We start from the raw sequence: 18,614 nt of genomic DNA on the forward strand, positions 1-18,614 counted from the left end.
AAAGAGCACCGTGACGTTGCGTGACGGCCCGAAAGGAGCGGCATGGCATACAGGCTGAAAGCGAGCGACCCGATCCTCGGCGACGCGGTGCGCCGCATCGCGCTGGATCAGGCGGAGCGCGCGCGGGCCGAGGCGGACGACCCCGCGCTCGCCCCGGCGGAGGCGATCCATCAGATCCGCAAGCGCTGCAAGAAGCTGCGCGGGCTCATCCGCCTCGTGCGGCCGGGCTTCGCGGCCTACGGCGAGGAGAACGCTGCGATCCGCGATCTCGCGCGGCGGCTCTCCGGGCTGCGCGATCTCGAGGCGCTGATCGAGACGCACGACCGGCTGATGGCCCGCGACGACGCGGAGGCCGCGCGCTTCGCGCCGGTGCGCGGCGCGCTCACCGCGCGCAAGCAGGCCGCGCCCGAACGCGTGGACGACGCGACGCGCGCGGCGCTCGACGCCCTCGCCGGGCGGATCGCGGGCTGGCAGATCGAGGGGAAGCCCGCGAAGGTGATCGCCGGCGGGCTCGAAAAAACATGGGCCCGGGCGGCGGCGGCGCATGACGACTGCCGCGACGCGCCGACGACCGAGGCGATGCACGAGTGGCGCAAGCGGGTGAAATACCACTGGTATCACTGCCGCATCCTCGCGCCGGTCTGGCCCGGCCCCGTGGGCGCGCGAGCGGCGGAGGCCAAGCGCCTCTCGGACATCCTCGGCGACCACCACGACCTCGCGCTCTACGCCGCGCATCTCGCGGGGGCGGAGGCGCCGGACCTGGACGCGGAGGCGCAGATCGCGCTCGGGCGGATCACCGACCGGGCGCTTTCGGAGCTGGAGCGCGAGGCCTTCGCCCTCGGCGCGCGGTTCTTCGCGGAGACGCCGAAGCGGGCGGCGAAGCGCCTCGCCGCGTTCTACGCCGTCTGGGAGAGCGAGCCGCGGCGCTGAGATTGCCGCGTGGGGTGCGTGCGAGTTCGTGCCCTCCGCGGCAGGCGCGCGTCGTAGGGTGAATTCGCGCCACACGCGGTGGGGGCAGCACCGATCGTGCGAGCCCGCAGGCACATCCAACCTCGCGGCCCCCGGCGCCGCTGGACGCGCGACCGCAGTATCCGTCAGGGACGTAGCCGCACCCCGCCCACCTCGCAGCCAACAGCCAAACGCGCCCCGCGCGTCGGCGGCGGCGCGTTCAGGCCGCGACCTCGGGCGCCTCGAGGATGCGGACGCCGTCGATCACCCAGCCGCCCGCGCCGTCGGGCTCCATCCGGTAGTCGAGCAGGTGGCGCGCGCCCTCGGCGTCCTCGATCAGCACCCGCTGATGCAGCGCGCCGCCCCGCTCCTCGAGTTCGAGGAACCGCAGCTCGTCCGGGCGCCAGACCATCGGATAGCCCTGCCGCACCATGCGCCCGAAGTTCTCCGGCGTGCGGAAGACGCCCTGTATCCCGGGGCTCGCGTAGCTGAAGGCCCGCTCGACATCGTCGGCGAGAAAGGCGTCGATCTGGCCTTGGATCACGTCGCGGATGGCGGGCGCGGCGGCCTCCTGAGCGCGGAGCGGCGCGGCGAGCGCGAGCGTGGCGAGAAGCGCGAGACACAGGCGGCGCATGGGCGGTCTCCCTCGGCTGACGCTTCGGGAGTTAGCCCGCCCTGCCCCGGCGTCAAAGCGCGCCTCAGGCGAGCTCCCCCGCGAGCGCCTTGTCGATGAGCGCGACCGTCTCCGCCACGCCGTAGAGCGCGACGAAGCCGCCGAAGCGCGGGCCCTGGCTCGCGCCCAGAAGCACCTCGTAGAGCGCGCGGAACCAGTCGCGCAGGGGATCGAACCGCTCGCGCCCCACGGCGTAGACGACCGACTGCAGCGCCTCGGCGTCAGTCGGCCCGTCCCACGCGGCGAGCTTCTCGCGCAGCTCGGTCAGCGCCTCGCGCTCGAGATCGGTCGGCGCGCGGTAGACCTTGGCGGGCTTCACGAAGTCGTTGTAGTAGCGCACGGCGTAGCCCGCCGCCTGATCGAGGTCCGGATGCGTCTCCGGGCTCGCCTCGGGCGCGTAGCGGCGGATGAAGCCCCAGAGCACGTCCTTGTCCTCGGCCGAGGAGACGGAGGCGAGGTTCAGGAGCATCGAGAAGGGCACCACCATCCCGCTTTGCGGCACCGCGCCGCCGTGGATATGGAAGACCGGGTTCTCGACCTGCTTGTCGGGCGGCTGGTCCGGGTAGGCGCGCAGCTGCTGGTGGTATTCGTCCATCGCCTTGGGGATGACGTCGAAATAGAGCCGCTTCGCCGTCCGGGGCTTCTGGAACATGTAGTAGCTGAGCGACTCCGTCGAGGCGTAGGTCAGCCACTCGTCGATGGTCAGCCCGTTGCCCTTCGACTTCGAGATCTTCTCGCCGTTCTCGTCGAGGAAGAGCTCGTAGGTATAGTGCTCGGGCGGCTTGGCGCCGAGGATCTTGCAGATGCCGTCGTAGACCGGCGTGTTGGTCGAGTGGTCCTTGCCGTACATCTCGAAGTCCACGCCGAGCGCGGCCCAGCGCGCGCCGAAGTCGGGCTTCCACTGCAGCTTCACGTGCCCGCCGGTCACCGGCACCGTCCACTCGCGCCCGCGCTCGTCGTCGAAGGTCACGGTGCCCTCGGCGGCGTCGACATGCTTGATCGGCACGTAGAGCACCCGCCCCGTCTCGGGGTGGATGGGCAGGAAGATCGAATAGGTCTGGCGCCGCTCCTCGCGCAGGGTCTTGAGCATCAGCGCCATCAGGTCGTCGTAGCGCTCGGCCGCGCGCAGCAGGATCTCGTCGAAGGCGCCGGAGCGGTAGAACTCGGTCGCCGAGTAGAACTCGTACTCGAAGCCGAAGGCGTCGAGGAAACGGCGCAGCATCGCGTTGTTGTGATGCCCGAAGCTCTCGTGCGTGCCGAAGGGGTCGGGCACGTCCGTCAACGGCTTCTGCAGGTGCTCCGAGAGCATCTCGGGGTCGGGCACGTTGTCGGGGACCTTGCGCATCCCGTCCATGTCGTCCGAGAAGCAGATCAGCCGCGTCGGGATGTCCGAGATCACCTCGAAGGCGCGGCGGATCATCGTGGTGCGCGCCACCTCCCCGAAGGTGCCGATATGCGGCAGGCCGGAGGGGCCGTAGCCCGTCTCGAAAAGGACATGCCCCTTCTCGGGCGGGCCGGCCTCGTAGCGTTTGAGCACGCGCCGCGCCTCTTCGAAGGGCCAGGCTTTCGCGGTCATCGCCGCATGTCGTGCGTCGCTCATGGGTCGCTCCCGGGGATGGCGCCGCGGCCCCCTGACCCCGGCGCGCACGTCACCTATTGCGGCCGCGACGGGCCGTCAATAAGCTGATGACGCAGCCGTACACCCGGACCGATGACCGACGCCCATCCCCACCCGCTCAGCGCGCAGGACTGTCTCGTCGCGCTCATGGTCGCCGTCTCGGCGAGCGACGAGGACCTGCGCACCGCCGAACTCGTGAAGATCCAGGCGCAGGTGAACCACCTGCCCGTCTTCGCGGACTACGACATCGACCGCATGACCGCCGCGGCGCAGGTGGTCTTCGACCTCTTCGAGCAGGAGGACGGGCTCGACGCGCTCTTCGGCCTCCTGCGCGAGAACCTGCCCGAGCGGCTCTACGAGACCGCCTATGCGCTGGCCTGCGACGTGGCCGCGGCGGACGGACGCCTGCGCGAGAGCGAGCTGCGCCTGCTGGAAGAGATCCGCTACGAGCTCGACATCGACCGGCTGCACGCCGCCGCCATCGAGCGCGGCGCGCGCGCCCGGCACATGCGCGCGTGATCCGGCGGCGCGCGGCCGCCAGGGTCGCGCGCCGTTCCCTCCGGGCTTAGCGCTTGCCTCAGGCGGAATGGACCTGCGCCCAGCGCCGCAGGAGCGCGCTCTGCAGCCGCCGCGAGCGGCCCGCCCACGCCCGCGCGCCCGGCGGGCGGTCGAGCTGCGCGCGGGTGAGCGTTTCGCGGTGGGCCACGTCGCCCGTCAGGATCGCGAAGCCGAGGGTCCGCCCGCCCGGCACGCTCAGGTACCCGGTGAGCGCGCTGACGAAGTGCAGCGTGCCGGTCTTGGCGCGCACCTCGAAGGGGGCGTCGCGCATCGGCCGGCCGCGGGCGTCGCGCACGTCGTAGTCCTCGAGCAGCGCGCGCACGCCACCCGCGCGCTCGGCCGCGACCATGGCGCGCGCCATCTCCGTCGCCGTCACGCGCGAGGCGTCGCCGAGGCCGGAGTGATCCACGAAGCGGCAGCTCTCCATGCCGAGCGCCCCGGCCGCCCAGCGCGCCATCTCGGCGCCCGACTCGGCCAGCGTCGCCGCCCGCGCGCCCTGCGCCGCCGTCGCGGCGAGGCCCGCCACCTCCGCCGTCAGGTTCGTCGAATAGTCCAGCATGTCGCGCAGGATCTCGCGCAGGGGCGCGCTCTCGCGCCGGGCGAGCGTTGTCGTCCCGCCGGGCAGCGCCGCCGCCGCCTCCGGCGCCGGAAGGCGCAGGCCCGCGACCTCGGCCAGACGCTGGAACACCTCCCCCGCGTAGAGCGCGGGCCGGCGCACCGGCAGCCAGCGCGCGCCCTCGGCCCCGAGCGCGCCGCGCGCCACGGTCCAGTGGTCGCGTCCCGCGCGGTCCTCGTAGGTGTAGACGGGGCTCCGCCGGTCGGCGATCTGCATCCGCGCGATGCGCACGTCCGGGCGATAGCGCGCCGTGCGCGCCTGCAGCGTCACCTCGTAGTCGGCCCCCGCGCGCGCCCAGCCGAAGTGCACCCGGTTGAAGTTCAGGTTCAGCCCCGAGACCGCGGGGTTGTAGCTCACATGCGCCGGCTGGCCCGCGTCGATGGCGCGCGCGGCGGGCAGCGCCCCGGCCCAGACGCGCAGCCGCCCCTCGACCGCGCGCAGCCCCGCCGCCTGCAGCCCCTCGACCAGCGCGGCGAGCCCGTCGGTGTCGAGCGTCGGATCGCCCCCGCCGGCGAGGATCAGATCGCCCTTCAGCACGCCGTCGCGCAGTTCGCCGGCGGCGAGGACGCGGGTCTCGAACCGGTGCGCCGGCCCGAGCGCGTCGAGCGCGTAGAGCGCGGTGATCGCCTTGGCGGTGCTCGCCGGCGGCAGCGCCGCGCCGGGACGCACGGTCTCGAGCATGCGCCCCGTCGCCACGTCCGCGAGGCCGAGCGCCACGGTGCCGCGCAGCCGCGCCTCGGCGATCAGCGCCTCGGCGCCGGGCGGCGCGGGGCCGAGGCCGGCGCGCCGCGCCAGCGGGCGCAGCGAGGCCGCGGGCGGCGCGGCGGCGGCCTGCGTCCCGGCGAGCGCCCCGAGGCCGGCCAGAAAGGCCCGTCTGTCCAGTCCGTCGCGCATCGCCGCCTCCTCGTGCAGCAGGTAACCCCGGCCGCGCAGAGGAGGCAAGCACTCGGGCGGGCGCGCGACGCCCCGCCGCCCGGTCCGCGGGGGACGCCGGCGGCGCGGATGGCGACCGGAAACGGTTCGCCGCCGAGTCAGCCGGGCCAACCCACGTTTACCCGCGTCCGCCATGACCCGCGCCGCGGCGCCAAGACCACCCCGGCGCGCGACCGACAGGCGGCAGCGCTCCGGGGCGTCTCCGGTCCGGGCGCTACGCCCCCGGCTGCGCCCGCCTCAGCCCCTCGGGACCGGCCGGCGCCAACCGCCGCGCGCGCGGATCTCGGTCGAGCTCAGGTCGACCATCGGCACGTTGACGAAGCACCACGCGGGCGGCGCCGCCTTGCCGAGCCGCCGGCTCTCGGCGGCGGGCAGGCGCGCGTGGGCGAAGGCGCGCGCGGCCACCGAGGTCTGCGCGGCGAGCCTGAGCCCCGGCCGGGCCAGCACCCCGACGGGCACGCGCGCCATGATCTCGCGCCAGCGCTCCCAGCGGTGGAACTGCACGAGGTTGTCCGCCCCCATGAGCCAGGTGAAGCGCACGCCCGGACAGGCCGCCTGAAGCGCGGCGAGCGTTTCGGCGGTGTAGCGTGTGCCGAGCCGCGCCTCGACGTCGGTCACCGCGATCGCCGGGTGATCGACGAGCGCGCGCGCCGCCGCCATGCGGTCGGCGAGCGGCGCGGGCCCCGCGCGCTTGAGCGGGTTGCCCGGGCTCACGAGCCACCACACCCGATCGAGGCCGAAGCGCTTCAGCGCCTCGCGCGCGATGTGCAGGTGCCCCGCGTGCGGCGGATCGAAGGAGCCACCCAGCAGCCCGACCCGCAGCCCGGCACGCATCGGCGGCAATCCCGTGTCGGCCCTGATCATCGTGCCCTCCCGCTGCGGCCCGCGGCGGCGTGGAGACGGCACGGCGCCGGAAATGTCAATCTCGCGGCCCCGGCCCGGCCCCCGCATTGCCCCGACCCGCCCGCTCAAGTATCACGCCCGGGACACTCCCGCAGTTTCTTGAAAGGTGCGACAGCCGATGGCCAGCTACCAGTACGTCTATCACATGGACGGCGTCTCCAAGACCTACCCGGGCGGCAAGAAGACCTTCGAGAACATCCGCCTCAACTTCCTGCCCGGCGTGAAGATCGGCGTGGTGGGCGTCAACGGCGCGGGCAAATCGACGCTGCTGCGCATCATGGCCGGCATCGACACCGACTTCACCGGAGAGGCGTGGGCGGCCGAGGGCGCGACCGTGGGCTACCTGCCGCAGGAGCCCGAGCTCGACCCGGCGCTCGACGTGCGCGGCAACGTCATGGAGGGGGTGAAGGCCAAGCAGGCCAAGCTCGACCGCTTCAACGAGCTCGCCATGAACTACTCGGACGAGACCGCCGACGAGATGGCGCAGCTTCAGGACGAGATCGACAGCGAGAACCTCTGGGATCTCGACGCGCAGGTGAGCCAGGCGATGGAGGCGCTGCGCTGCCCGCCGGACGACGCGCAGGTCGACAGCCTCTCGGGCGGCGAGAAGCGCCGCGTCGCGCTCTGCAAGCTGCTGCTCGAGAAGCCGGACATGCTGCTCCTCGACGAGCCCACCAACCACCTCGACGCGGAGACGATCGCCTGGCTGCAGCAGCACCTCATCGACTACAAGGGCACCATCCTGATCGTCACGCACGACCGCTACTTCCTCGACGAGATCACCGGCTGGATCCTCGAACTCGACCGCGGCCGCGGCATCCCCTACGAGGGCAACTACTCCAGCTGGCTGGAGCAGAAGGCCAAGCGCCTCGAGCAGGAGGCGCGCGAGGACAAGGCCCGGCAGAAGACGCTCGCGCGCGAGCTCGAGTGGATCCGGCAGGGGCAGAAGGCGCGGCAGGCCAAGTCCAAGGCGCGCATCCAGGCCTACGAGGATCTCGCCAGCCAGTCCGAGCGCGAGAAGGTCGGCAAGGCGCAGATCGTCATCCCCAACGGCCCGCGCCTCGGCGGCAAGGTCATCGAGGTGGAGGACCTGCGCAAGGCGCATGGCGACAAGCTGCTGATCGAGGGGCTGAGCTTCTCCCTGCCGCCGGGGGGCATCGTCGGCGTGATCGGCCCGAACGGCGCGGGCAAGACGACGCTCTTCCGCATGCTCACCGGGCAGGAGCAGCCCGACGCCGGCATGATCGACTACGGCGACACGGTGAAGCTCTCCTACGTCGACCAGAGCCGCGACGCGCTCGACCCCGAGCACACCGTCTGGGAGGCGATCAGCGACGGGCAGGAGGTGATCCACCTCGGCGACGCCGAGATCAACTCGCGCGCCTACGTCGGCGCCTTCAACTTCAAGGGCGGCGACCAGCAGAAGAAGGTGGGGCTGCTTTCAGGGGGCGAGCGCAACCGCGTGCACATGGCGCGGCTCCTGAAGGAAGGCGGCAACGTCCTGCTGCTCGACGAGCCGACCAACGACCTCGACGTGGAGACCCTGCGCGCGCTCGAGGACGCGCTCGCCGAGTTCGCCGGCTGCGCGGTGGTGATCAGCCACGACCGCTTCTTCCTCGACCGGATCTGCACCCATATCCTCGCCTTCGAGGGCGAGGCGCACGTCGAATGGTTCGAGGGCAACTTCGCGGCCTACGAGGAGGACAAGAAGCGCAGGCTCGGCCCCGACGCGGTGGAGCCGACGCGGATCAAGTACAAGAAGTTCGCGCGGTGAGCGTCGGGACGCGGCGGCCGGGCAACCCGGGCGCGCTCGCGTATAGACACACGGCGCGGAGGGCGCGACTGCGGCACGGTGCGTCCGCCCCCGGCGGCTGAGCGGCCAAGCGGTTTCGAAACCGCTTGGCAGGCCGCTTGCAAGCGGCCTCGGAAGGGCCTTGCAAGGCCCTTCCCTCACGCCTCCCAGGTGATGCGCCCGTCCATGACCGTGAGCGCCGCGCGCGCGGCGTTCAGGCCCGCGGGCTCCAGCGCGAAGAGGTCGCGGTCCATCACCGCGATGTCGGCGAGGCAGCCGGGCGCGAGGCGGCCCTTGCGGTCCTCGGCGAACTCCACCCAGGCGTTGTCGAAGGTGTAGGAGCGCAGCGTCTCCTCCAGCGTCTGCGTTTGGTCGACCCAGGGCGCGGGCATCTCGCGCGGGCCGGCGGCGGCGCGCACGCTGTCCATCACGTCCACCTGGATCACCGGCCAGTCGGTGGAGAAGCAGACCCGCGCGCCGCTCTCGCGGATCGTCTGCCATGCGAAGGCCATCGGGATCTGATCCGGGTGCAGCACCTGGTCGAGCCCGTGCTCGGGGAAGATGTGCCCGCGCGGCGCGTGCCCCGGCTGGATCGAGGCGACGACGCCGAGCTCGGCGAAGCGCGGCAGGTCGTCGGGGTGCAGCACCTCGATATGCTCGACGCGGTGGCGCGAATCCCGCGGCCCGTTGACCGCCCGCGCGCGCTCGTAGCCGTCGAGCGTGCTGCGGATGGCGAGATCGCCGATCGCGTGCGTGGCGATCTGCATCCCCATGGCGTCGATCCGCACACAGGCCTCGTTGAAATGCTCGGGCGTGAAGACCGGGTCGCCCCGGTGATCCGTCCCCGGGTAGGGGCGCAGCATGAGCGCCGTGCGGCTCTCGATCACGCCGTCCATGAACATCTTGACGCGGTTGGTCCAGAGCCGGTCGCCGGCGAAGCGGCGGCACATCTCGGCGGCCTCCTCCAGCCGGTCGAGGGGGTCGCCGCTCTTGAGGTGGAAGGGCACCTCCGTCCGACAGAGGAGCGCGCCCTCGGCGTCGAGCTCCTCGATCAGCTCGCCCGTGTAGACGTTGCCGTCCATGTTGTGCAGCCCGGTGATCCCGTGGCTCGCGCAGTGGCGCAGCCCCGCGGCGATGGCGTCCCGGTCGCGCGCGCGGTCGAGGGGCCCCGGCATCGGGTCGGGGTTCGCCCCGGTCACCAGCCCCTCCATGTCGCGCCCGCCGTAGCGCGTGTGGCGCAGCACGGGCCTGTAGGCGCCCGGCTCGCGCAGCTCGCCCGCGGCGGTGCCGTCGGGCGCCATGACGATCTCGGCGCCCGCCTCCGTCGCGCCGCCGTGGAGGATGCCGGCGAGCTCGAGCGCCTTCGTGTTGGCCCAGACCGTGTGATGGTCGGCGGCGAACATGGCGAAGGGGCGGTCGGGCAGCACCCGGTCGAGGTCGTGGCGCGTGGTGGCGCGGCCCTCGGCCGTGATGTCGTAATCGGCCTGCACGGCGAAGACGACACGGTCGTCGGGACAGCGCAGCGCCTCGGCGCGCACGAGCTCGGTCAGCCGGTCGAGGCCGGTGACCCCGTAGAGGTTCAGGTAGTCGAGCTCCACCGAGCCGCCGAAGAGGTGCACGTGGCTGTCGATGAAGCCCGGCAGAACGGTGCAGCCCTGCGCGTCGAAGACGCGGGTGCCCGGCCCGGCGAGGCCGCGGATGCCGGCGGTCGATCCCACCGCCGCGATGCGCCCGCCCGCGACGGCGAGCGCCTCGGCGGCGGGATTGGCCGCGTCGAAGGTCAGAAGCCGGCCGTTCAGGATGACCAGGTCGGGGGTCTCGGACATGCGCCCTCCTCCTTCGGATGGCGGGGGTGCCCGCGCGGCGCCCCCGGTCCCGGATCACTTCAGCACTTCGGTCCAGATCGCGCGGTAGATCTGCTGCGCCTCGGGCGGGCAGATGCGCGAATCGACGCCGGCCTCGGCGAGATCCCCGGGCACGACGACCTCCGGCGCGGTCGCCATGACCTCGTCCATGTAGGCCTCCGAGCCCGCGATGCCGTTGGCGTAGCGCGCGAAGTTCGAGATCATCGCGGCGTTCTCAGGCTCCATGATGAAGTTCATGAAGGTCCGCGCCTCGTCGACGTTCTCGGCGTCGGCGAGGATCGCCACGTTGTCCGACCAGACCGGATAGCCCGTCTCCGGGTAGCCGAAGGCGATGTCCTCGTTCTGGAGCCGCGCGCGCAGCGCCGCGCCGTTCCAGGTGATGCTCGCCGCGATGTCCTCGGCGGCGAGGCGCTCGACGGTGCTGTAATCGAGCGAGAGCCAGTGCGGCTTGGCCTCCATCAGCAGGTCGCGCACCTCGCGCAGGGTCTCGCGGTCCTGGCTGCACTGCTCGCCGCCGACGTAGTAGATGGCGATCGACATGACGTCCATCATCTCGGGGATGACGTTGATCCTGCCCTGAAGCGCCTCGGGCGGGTCGAGGTAGATCGCGGCGGTGTTGATGTCGCCGTCGTAGACGGAGGTGTTCACCGCCATGCCCACGGTGCCCCACTGCCACGGCACCGTGTAGCGCCGGCCGGGATCGAAGGCCGGGTCGCGCCAGCGCTCGGCGACGTGCTCGAAGTTCTCCATCTCCGACGGGTTCGACTCCATCAGGAGGCCCTCGTCGATGTAGATCGGCACGTAGGTGCCCGACGGCACGACGATGTCGAAGCCGTGGCCGCCGGCCTGGATCTTGGCGAGCGCGGTGTCGTTGCTGTCGTAGTCGGTGATCGTGACGTCGATCCCCGTCTCCTCCTCGAATTTTTCGATCATCTCGGGGCTCGTGTAGTTGCCCCAATTGTAGATGTTGAGCTCCTGCGCGAGCGCGGGGCCCGCCGCGGCGAGCGCCGCCACCGTGGTCAGCAGTCGTTGCATCGTCTCATACCTCCTTGGTCAGGTCCTGGGTCGGCTCAGAAAGAAGAACGCCATCACCAGAACGACCGACACCACGAGGAGCGCGGTCGAGATCGCGTTGATCTCGGGCGTGACGGCGCGGCGGAGCTGGCCCAGCATGTAGGTGGGCAGCGTATCCTGCCCGGCGGATTTCACGAACTCCGTGATCACCACGTCGTCGAGCGAGATCACGAAGGCCAGCATCGCCCCGGCGAGGATGCCGGGCCAGAGCTGCGGCAGCGTCACCCGGCGAAAGACCTGCCACGGCGTCGCGTAGAGATCGGCCGCCGCCTGTTCGAGCGTCAGGTCCATGCCCTGCAGCCGCGCGCGCACCGGCAGATAGGCGAAGGGGATGCAGAAGGCCGCGTGCGCCACGATCAGATACCAGAGCCCGGTGTAGCCGGTGGCGACCTTGATCATCGAGAAGAAGAACAGGAGCGCGACCGCGGTGACCACCTCGGGCACCATCAGCGGCTGGTTGACGAGCGCGAAGGCCAGCGTCTGGCCCCGCCACGGCCGCGTCCGCGTGGTGGCGAGCGCGGCGCCCACCGCCGCCGCCGTGGCGATCAGGGAGGCGGCCGAGGCGATCACCACCGAGCGGACCGTCGCCGCCTGCACCTGCTCGTTCTCGAGCGCGGAGCGATACCAGCGCAGCGACAGCCCCTGCCACTCCGAGACCGAGACGCTCTCGTTGAAGGAGAAGATCACCAGGAGAACGATCGGCGCGTAGAGCAGCACGAAGCAGAGGATCGCGATCGTCGCGAACCCCGGCAGCCGCGTGACGTCGAAGCCGCGCCGCCTAGCCATGCCGCCCGCCCTCCTCGCGGCCCACGGCGCGCACGTAGACGATCAGCGCCGCCATCACGATCACCAGAAGCGTCAGCGCCAGCGCCGCGCCGAGCGGCCAGTTGCGCCCCTGCCCGAACTGAAGCTCGATGAAGTTGCCGAGCATCATGTTCTTGCCCCCGCCCAGCACCCGCGGCGTGACGTAGGCGCCGAGGCAGGGCACGAAGACGAGGATCGAGCCCGCGACCACCCCCGGCTTCGCCAGCGGCAGGACGATCCGGCGCAACACCTGCCAGCGCCCGGCGTAGAGGTCGTAGCCCGCCTCCACGAGGCGGAAATCGAACCGCTCGAGCGCGGCGTAGACCGGCAGGATCATCAGCGGCAGATAGACGTAGGCCATGCCGACGAGCAGCGCGAACTCGGTGAACATCATCTGGATCGGCGTGTCGATCAGCCCTGTCCAGATCAGGAAACTGTTCACCGTGCCCTCGTTCCGGATCAGCTCCATGATCGCGAAGGTGCGAATGAGCAGGTTCGTCCAGAACGGGATGATGACCAAGAGCATCCAGAAATCGCGCGTCTTCCGGGGCCGCGTCGCGATGAAATAGGCCGTCGGAAAGCCGATCAGCAGGCAGAGCGCCGTCGTCATCGCCGACAGCTTGATCGAGCGCCAGAAGATCGAGAGATGCGCGTCGGCGAGCTCGATCTCCCCGGTGAAGAAGTCGCGCTCGGCGAAGACGTTGAACCACGCCTTCAGCGAAAACTCCCAGACCACGCCGCCGTAGTCGCCCGGCGTCAGGAAGGAATAGGCGAGCACGATCAGGAGCGGCCCCGAGGCCGCGAAGATCAGGATCGCCATCGCCGGCGCGAGCAGGAGCGCGCGGGTGCGCCGCTCCTCGCGCCGGCGCGCGGCGGCGAGATCGCGCGCAGGCGCCGGGCGGGCGGAGGCGGTCCCGGCCATCGCTCAGTCCCTCAGCACCTGGCCGACGCGGGCCCCGAAGCGCACCGCGACCCGCTCGCCCGGCGCGCGGGCCTCCGCCCGGTCCGGCGTGTTCTGCCGGCGCACGACGAAGCGCCCGCCCGCGTCGAGATCGACGTGGAAATGGGTGTCCGTACCGAAATAGACGACATCCGACAGCCGCCCCGGCAGGAGCCCCTCGCCCTCGGGCGCGAGATCGGCGTGCTCGGGCCGGATGGCCAGCGTCACCGCGCCCGCCTCCGCGCCGCCCTCGGCCGCGCGCGCCGTCACCGCCGCGCCGGAAGCGAGGCGCACCTCCGCGCGCGCCTCCTCCTTGGACAGAAGCTCGGCCTCGAGGAAATTCGTGTCGCCGATGAAATCCGCGACGAAGCGCTCGGCCGGGTGGTCGTAGATGTCGCGCGGGCTGCCGATCTGGCGGATGGCGCCCTCGTTCATCACCGCGATCCGGTCCGACATCGTCAGCGCCTCCTCCTGATCGTGGGTGACGAAGATGAAGGTGATCCCCGTCTCCGACTGGAGCCGCTTGAGCTCGAGCTGCATGTCCTTGCGGAGCTTGAAGTCGAGCGCCGAGAGCGGCTCGTCGAGCAGCAGAACCCGCGGCCGCGGCGCGAGCGCGCGCGCCAGCGCAACGCGCTGCTGCTGCCCGCCGGAAATCTCGCTGGTGCGCCGGTCGGCGAGCTCGGACATGCGCACGAGCTCCAGCATCTCGCCCACGGTGCGGCGCACCTCGTCCCGGGGCCGGCCCTGCATCTCGAGGCCGAAGCCGATGTTCTCGGCCACCGTCATGTGCGGAAAGAGCGCGTAGGACTGAAAAACCGTGTTCACCGGCCGCTCGTAGGGCGCCAGCCGCAGCAGGTCATCGCCCTCCAGCGTGACCGCCCCCTCCGTCGGATCGACGAAACCCGCCATGACGCGCAGCAGCGTGGTCTTGCCGCAGCCCGAGGGGCCGAGCAGGGTGAAGAACTCGTTCTGCCGGATCGTGACGTTGACCGCGTCGAGCGCGCGGAAGGCCTCCGCCCCCGCGCCGAAGACCTTGGTCACGCGGTCGATCTCGATCATGCGGTCGCGTCTCCTCTCTGCCGCGGGCGCCCCCGGGCCCCGTCCACCCAAGCACCCCGCGCGCGCTGCCGCAAGCGGTGACGCACCCGCGGCCCGCCGCGACCCCGGCCGTGCCGCGACGACAGGCGCGCCCATCATCTTGGCCCAAATACTCCGGGGGTGAATTGGCCGCAGGCCAAGAGGGGGCAGCGCCCCCTCCTGCCCCCCCGGCGACCCGCCCCTCCCCGCCGCCCCTTGGCAAGCGCGCGCGGGGCGCGCACAACGGGCCGGAGCCGAACCACGGGAGGACGCGATGGCCGAGACGATGCACGCCGTGACCTGGAACCCCGCCGCGCGGGCTTATGAGCGGACGGAGGGGCCGGCGCCCGCGCCGGGGCCGAACGACCTGCTGGTGGCGGTCGGCGCCGCCGCCGTGAACCCGGTGGACGCCAAGATGCAGGGCCGCATCCCGGCCGACGCGGCGCCGCGACCGCTCGGCTACGACGCCTGCGGGCGCGTGCGCGCCGTGGGCGACGCCGTCGCGGGCTTCGCGCCCGGCGACCGCGTCTTCTACGCCGGCGCGGCCGACCGGCCCGGCGCCTTCGCCACGCATCAGCTCGTCGATCACCGCCTCGTCGCGCATGCGCCCGAGCGGCTCGAGGACGCCGACGCCGCCGCGCTGCCGCTCACCGCGATCACCGCCTGGGAGGCGCTCTTCGACCGGCTCGGCTACACGCCGCTGTCGCACGGGGAGCAGCCCGAGCGGCTCCTCCTCATCAACGGCGCCGGCGGCGTGGGCTCGGTCGCGCTGCAGCTCGCGAAGCTCTCGGGCATCCACGCCACCGCCACCGCCTCGCGCGCCGAGACCCGCGACTGGTGCGCGCGCATGGGCGCGGCGGAGGTCGTCGGGCATTCCGCCGTCCACGAGATGCCCGACGCCGCCTTCGAGCGCATCCTCTGCGCCCACGACACCGACAGCTACTTCGCCGAGATGGCGCGCCTCGTCGCGCCCGAGGGCCGCATCGTCTCGATCGTCGGCACGCAGGAGAAACACGACCTCGCGCCCCTCTTCCAGAAGAGCGCGAGCTTCGGCTGGGAGTTCATGTTCACCCGCCCCGTCCAGAAGACGCCCGACATGGCGCGGCAGGGCGAGATCCTCGCCGCCGTGGCGCGGCTCTGCGACGACGGCAAGCTGCAGACGACGCGCACCGCCACCTTCGAGGGGCTCACGGCCGAGACCATCGAGGCGGCGCAGGCGAAGCTCGCCGAGGGCCGCCAGATCGGCAAGATCGCCCTCGTCTGGTGAGCCGCCGCGCGGCCGTGGCGCCGCGCGGCGGCCGCGCCTATATCAGGCCTCAGGGTCCGTCACGGAGCGCAAGATGCCCATCTTCGGTTTCCTCTCGGGGCAGTTCATCGACGTCATCGAATGGACCGACGACGGGCGCGGCACGCTCGTCTCGCGCTTCGAGCGCGAGGGCCACGAGATCAAGTACGGCGCCAAGCTCACCGTGCGCGAGGGGCAGGCGGCGGTCTTCGTGCACGAGGGGCGCATCGCCGACGTCTTCACGCCGGGCCTCTACAAGCTCGAGACGAACAACATGCCCGTGCTGACCGCGCTTCAGCACTGGGATCACGGCTTCCGATCGCCCTTCCGCTCCGAGATCTACTTCGTCTCCACGGTGCGTATCGGCAATCTCAAGTGGGGCACCAAGACCCCGGTGATCGCGCGCGACCCGGAGTTCGGGCCGGTGCGCCTGCGCGCCTTCGGCACCTACGCGATCCGCGTCGCCGATCCGGCGCGCCTCCTCGCCGAGATCGTGGGCACCGACGGAAGTTTCATCACCGAGGAGATCACCGACCAGATCCGCGACGTGATCGTGCAGGAGGTGAGCCGCGCGCTCGCCGCCTCGGGGCTCCCCGTGCTCGACATGGCGGCGAACACCGCCGCGCTCTCCGACCGCGTCGCCGGGGAGATCGCCCCGACGCTCGCGGGCTACGGGCTGGAGCTGGCGGAGCTTTACGTCGAAAGCGTCTCGCTGCCGCAGGCCGTGGCGGCCGCGCTGGACGACCACACGACCGCCGGGATCGCGCGCCGGCCCGCGCGGGCCGTGCCGCAGAGCCCCCCGGCATCGCCCCCGCCGCCCCCGCCGGAGGCGGAGACCGTCTGGCACGTCGCCGAGGGCGGCGAGGCGCGCGGCCCCTACCCCCGCGCGGCGCTCGGCCGCATGGCCGCCGCGGGCGAGATCGGCCGCGCGACCTGGGTCTGGACCCCGGGACAGGACGGCTGGCGCCGCGCCGGGGAGGTGCCCGACCTCGCGCAGCTCTTCCCCCCGGCGCCCCCGCCCCCGCCTGAGGACTGAGGCGCGGACGGACAGCCCGCGCGCGAGGCCAGCCCCGCGCACCGAGCCCGAGCACGCCCGTCGGCATCGGCTCGCGCGATGCGCACCGGGCGGCGCGAAGGGGTCACACCCGACGTCGACCGGCCAGCCATATCCCCGGTCGACCTCGGCGCGGCGCGCCGCGACCATCTCGGCAGCGATGCGGCGGATCTCCTCGGCGCGGTCCGCCGGGCATTCGACCGTCACCTCCTCGAGCCCGTAGCGCCGCCGCCGCCGGTACGCCCGCGCGCGTTCCGTCGCCGTCTTCGGGGGCAGCCGCTCCTCTGCCGGCGGCGCCGGGCCGTAGCCCTCGAACGCGACGGCGAGCGGGCCGAACACGAGCGCGTGGCGCGTGTATTCGACCTTCGGATCCTCCGCCGCCACCTCCGGCCAGCGCTGGCCGATCTCGTCGGCGTGGCGCTCGAGCGCCTTCACCAGTGCGCCGCGGCGCTTCTTCGCCGCGTAGCCCAGGATCTCGACAGGCTCGCCGCGCTCGAGGAGGAGGATCGCCACGCCCTCCGGCGCCGCGCTCATAGCACGCCCGGCGCGAGGTAAACCTGCGCCACCTCATCAAGCCGATCGTGCGCGGCATCGCCCGCCGCGAGGTGCAGGCGGATCGCCTGGCCCAACTCCTTCGGGCGCGGGTGCGACGACGCCCGGGCCAGCCAAGCGACGACCGAGGGCGACGGGATCTGCTCGCGCCGGATCCACTGGTTGACGGAGTAGCGGCGGATGCCCAGCGCGCGCTCGAGGGGGCCACGGGCGCCGTAACCGAACAGCTGGGTTGCCGCCGCGTCGACGACCTCGAGTATCGTCGCGGCGGATACGGTCGGGGGGTCGATCCAGCGGGGCGTGTCGTCCACGATCCAGACGCCGGGCGCGACGGCCCAGCGCGGCGGGTCGGATCCGGGCTCGGGGGCCGGCGGGCTTTCGCGAGACAAGTATCCATTGCGATCAAGGGGCTTTTTCGACCCAGAGACGGTCGGCTCTAACGAGCGCGTTGGCCGTTTCGAGAAGCTTTCGCAATGAGGCGGATCAGAAAACAGCGCTGGGCGCTGTTTTCCCGACGAATGCGACGATGGCGACTTTGGTGGGTTTTCCGGCGGCGCGCAGCGCGGTGTATTTTACCTTGAGATCGGGATTGAAGCGCATGGCCACGAGGGCGGGCATGGAGAGGGCATCACGCAAGGGCTTTCGCCCGCCGCTGATGACGGCCTTTCCTTTCCATTGGCCGGTTTCGCGGGGGTGCGGGGCCGGGCTGGCGAGACGGCCGAGCTGTTTTCGCCCCATAGTGCCGAGGTCGGGCAGGAATGTCAGGATCGCGGCGGCGGCCATCTGGCCGAGGCCGGGGATCGACCGCAGGATCTCGCGCTTGCGCGCCATGGCCTCGTTCCCGGCGGTGCGTTTCGCGATCTCCGCGTCCGGGTCCTCGATCCGCCGCTCGACCAGCGCCAGGCGCGTCCTGGTCTGGCGCTTGAGGACGCGGTTGCCCTGGGCCTGGCCACGGTTGCGCAAGCGCGTGCGCTCCTTGACAAGGCCCGTGCGCGCGACCTGCAAGTCTCTGAGTTCGCATGAATTTTCTGAAACGGACCGGTCTGGCTCCAGCGCGAGTGCCGCACCCATCCGTGCCAGTACGTGCGCATCGATAGCGTCAGTCTTGGCCCGCATGCGGCTGGCCTCGGCGCAGCGCCGGGCCTGCAACGGGGTGACCTTCACAAGAGGAAACCTGCCCGAGAGCACCGTCTCGAAGCCGCGGTGATACGGGCCCGTCGGCTCGAACACGATGCGCGCCACCGGCGCCTTGCCGAGCCATTTTATCAGAGCGCGACACCCCGCCGCCGAATTATCGAAGCGCTGTGCCGCGCCATCTTCCAGACGAAACACGTCCAGATGGGATTTCGATATGTCCACGCCAATGGTATGCTCCGCCATCCTCGCCAGTCCTGTCCTTGTCATGCGTGGCTCACACACGCGTATCCGTTCAGGCCCTTGGTGAAGACGGCGGTCGATCAAACTCACATACGGCCCCGATAGACCAAGGTGTGTGCGATCCGACCGCCGCCGCTGCCCGGCATATTTGAGATACCGGGCAGAGGCTCCCTTCTAACCCGGGAGCCCATGAAGGTCATAAGACAAGGTGATGGCGAACGGACGGCGACACGGCACTGTTCGCCATGCCCCTCGACCCCGTGGCGGGGCATGGCTCACCCCAGTTCGAACCGGAGCGCAGAGAAGCGCGTGCCATTGATTTGGACCCGAGCGCCGGCGTTCGGCATCTCTCTCGGACGGATCGCGTTCGATGCCTCACTCGTCAGGGCGCGCGGCCGCCGTGCTGCAGATCAGACGCGTTCGGCGCGGTCTTCGAACCGGTGGCAGACACGCGCCTCACCATGGCCGCGACCGACCAGATGCCTGACCCGAACAAAGCCCTTGCCCCGCGGGAGCCGTCCATGTGTGGATACGCCCGGTTTTGC

At 71.6% G+C, this 18,614-nt stretch carries 17 protein-coding genes; 6 read left to right on the forward strand and 11 right to left on the reverse strand.

Annotation, left to right across the window (positions count from 1 at the left end; genetic code table 11):
* Positions 1–42: 42 nt before the first annotated feature.
* Positions 43–930 (forward strand): CHAD domain-containing protein, encoded by an 888-nt coding sequence (locus tag DRV84_RS12025; protein ID WP_115981028.1) that lies wholly within the window; start codon positions 43–45, stop codon positions 928–930.
* A 238-nt stretch (positions 931–1,168) separates the two neighbouring features.
* Here DRV84_RS12025 and DRV84_RS12030 read toward each other — a convergent pair whose 3' ends face one another.
* Positions 1,169–1,582, reverse strand: coding sequence for a DUF4864 domain-containing protein (locus tag DRV84_RS12030; protein ID WP_115981030.1), 414 nt, complete (start codon positions 1,580–1,582; stop codon positions 1,169–1,171).
* A 64-nt stretch (positions 1,583–1,646) separates the two neighbouring features.
* A complete protein-coding gene (locus DRV84_RS12035) occupies positions 1,647–3,221 on the reverse strand; it encodes a lysine--tRNA ligase (RefSeq protein ID WP_115981032.1) in 1,575 nt (524 codons plus the stop codon).
* Between the two features lie 111 nt (positions 3,222–3,332).
* Here DRV84_RS12035 and DRV84_RS12040 point away from each other — a divergent pair, with 111 nt between their 5' ends.
* On the forward strand, positions 3,333–3,758 hold the full coding sequence (locus DRV84_RS12040) for a tellurite resistance TerB family protein (RefSeq protein ID WP_115981034.1): 426 nt from the start codon (positions 3,333–3,335) through the stop codon (positions 3,756–3,758).
* Between the two features lie 58 nt (positions 3,759–3,816).
* On the opposite strand, the gene dacB is transcribed toward DRV84_RS12040, so the two are convergent.
* Together dacB and DRV84_RS12050 are read right to left on the reverse strand one after the other, a co-directional pair.
* Positions 3,817–5,307: a D-alanyl-D-alanine carboxypeptidase/D-alanyl-D-alanine endopeptidase gene (dacB, locus tag DRV84_RS12045; protein WP_115981036.1), complete on the reverse strand. Its 1,491-nt coding sequence runs from the start codon at positions 5,305–5,307 to the stop codon at positions 3,817–3,819.
* A gap of 276 nt (positions 5,308–5,583) precedes the next feature.
* A complete protein-coding gene (locus tag DRV84_RS12050; RefSeq protein WP_275668755.1) occupies positions 5,584–6,210 on the reverse strand; it encodes a nicotinate-nucleotide adenylyltransferase in 627 nt (208 codons plus the stop codon).
* Between the two features lie 157 nt (positions 6,211–6,367).
* Here DRV84_RS12050 and ettA point away from each other — a divergent pair, with 157 nt between their 5' ends.
* Positions 6,368–8,023, forward strand: coding sequence for an energy-dependent translational throttle protein EttA (gene ettA, locus DRV84_RS12055; RefSeq protein ID WP_115981040.1), 1,656 nt, complete (start codon positions 6,368–6,370; stop codon positions 8,021–8,023).
* Positions 8,024–8,199: 176 nt separating this feature from the next.
* On the opposite strand, the gene DRV84_RS12060 is transcribed toward ettA, so the two are convergent.
* The 5 genes from DRV84_RS12060 to DRV84_RS12080 form a co-directional block, all read right to left on the reverse strand.
* Positions 8,200–9,867 carry an amidohydrolase gene (locus DRV84_RS12060; protein WP_115981042.1) on the reverse strand — a complete coding sequence of 556 codons (1,668 nt, stop codon included), beginning with the start codon at positions 9,865–9,867 and terminating at the stop codon, positions 8,200–8,202.
* Positions 9,868–9,921: 54 nt separating this feature from the next.
* Positions 9,922–10,941, reverse strand: a complete 1,020-nt coding sequence (locus tag DRV84_RS12065; protein ID WP_115981044.1) for an ABC transporter substrate-binding protein — start codon at positions 10,939–10,941, stop codon at positions 9,922–9,924.
* A gap of 18 nt (positions 10,942–10,959) precedes the next feature.
* Complete coding sequence (locus tag DRV84_RS12070; RefSeq protein ID WP_115981046.1) at positions 10,960–11,766, reverse strand: ABC transporter permease; 807 nt, start codon at positions 11,764–11,766, stop codon at positions 10,960–10,962.
* A complete protein-coding gene (locus DRV84_RS12075; RefSeq protein WP_420852975.1) occupies positions 11,759–12,604 on the reverse strand; it encodes an ABC transporter permease in 846 nt (281 codons plus the stop codon). The genes DRV84_RS12070 and DRV84_RS12075 overlap by 8 nt, the downstream gene beginning before the upstream one ends.
* A gap of 105 nt (positions 12,605–12,709) precedes the next feature.
* A complete protein-coding gene (locus DRV84_RS12080; RefSeq protein ID WP_115981050.1) occupies positions 12,710–13,783 on the reverse strand; it encodes an ABC transporter ATP-binding protein in 1,074 nt (357 codons plus the stop codon).
* 292 nt (positions 13,784–14,075) lie between these two features.
* On the opposite strand from DRV84_RS12080, the gene DRV84_RS12085 reads away from it, so the two are divergent.
* From DRV84_RS12085 to DRV84_RS12095, 3 genes are all read left to right on the forward strand, one after another.
* A complete protein-coding gene (locus DRV84_RS12085; RefSeq protein WP_205026736.1) occupies positions 14,076–15,068 on the forward strand; it encodes a zinc-binding alcohol dehydrogenase family protein in 993 nt (330 codons plus the stop codon).
* A 73-nt stretch (positions 15,069–15,141) separates the two neighbouring features.
* Positions 15,142–16,122 (forward strand): SPFH domain-containing protein, encoded by a 981-nt coding sequence (locus DRV84_RS12090; RefSeq protein WP_115981052.1) that lies wholly within the window; start codon positions 15,142–15,144, stop codon positions 16,120–16,122.
* A gap of 78 nt (positions 16,123–16,200) precedes the next feature.
* On the forward strand, positions 16,201–16,695 hold the full coding sequence (locus DRV84_RS12095) for a hypothetical protein (protein ID WP_115981054.1): 495 nt from the start codon (positions 16,201–16,203) through the stop codon (positions 16,693–16,695).
* On the opposite strand, the gene DRV84_RS12100 is transcribed toward DRV84_RS12095, so the two are convergent.
* Together DRV84_RS12100 and DRV84_RS12105 are read right to left on the reverse strand one after the other, a co-directional pair.
* Positions 16,671–17,003 (reverse strand): hypothetical protein, encoded by a 333-nt coding sequence (locus DRV84_RS12100; RefSeq protein ID WP_147298859.1) that lies wholly within the window; start codon positions 17,001–17,003, stop codon positions 16,671–16,673. The two genes, DRV84_RS12095 and DRV84_RS12100, sit on opposite strands and share 25 nt — an antisense overlap.
* A 172-nt stretch (positions 17,004–17,175) precedes the next feature.
* Entirely contained in the window at positions 17,176–18,072 is an 897-nt protein-coding gene (locus tag DRV84_RS12105) for an IS110 family RNA-guided transposase (RefSeq protein ID WP_239995066.1), read from the reverse strand.
* Positions 18,073–18,614 lie beyond the last annotated feature (542 nt).

The sequence above is a fragment of the Rhodosalinus sediminis genome (assembly GCF_003385555.1).
Taxonomy (GTDB): Bacteria; Pseudomonadota; Alphaproteobacteria; order Rhodobacterales; family Rhodobacteraceae; genus Rhodosalinus; species Rhodosalinus sediminis.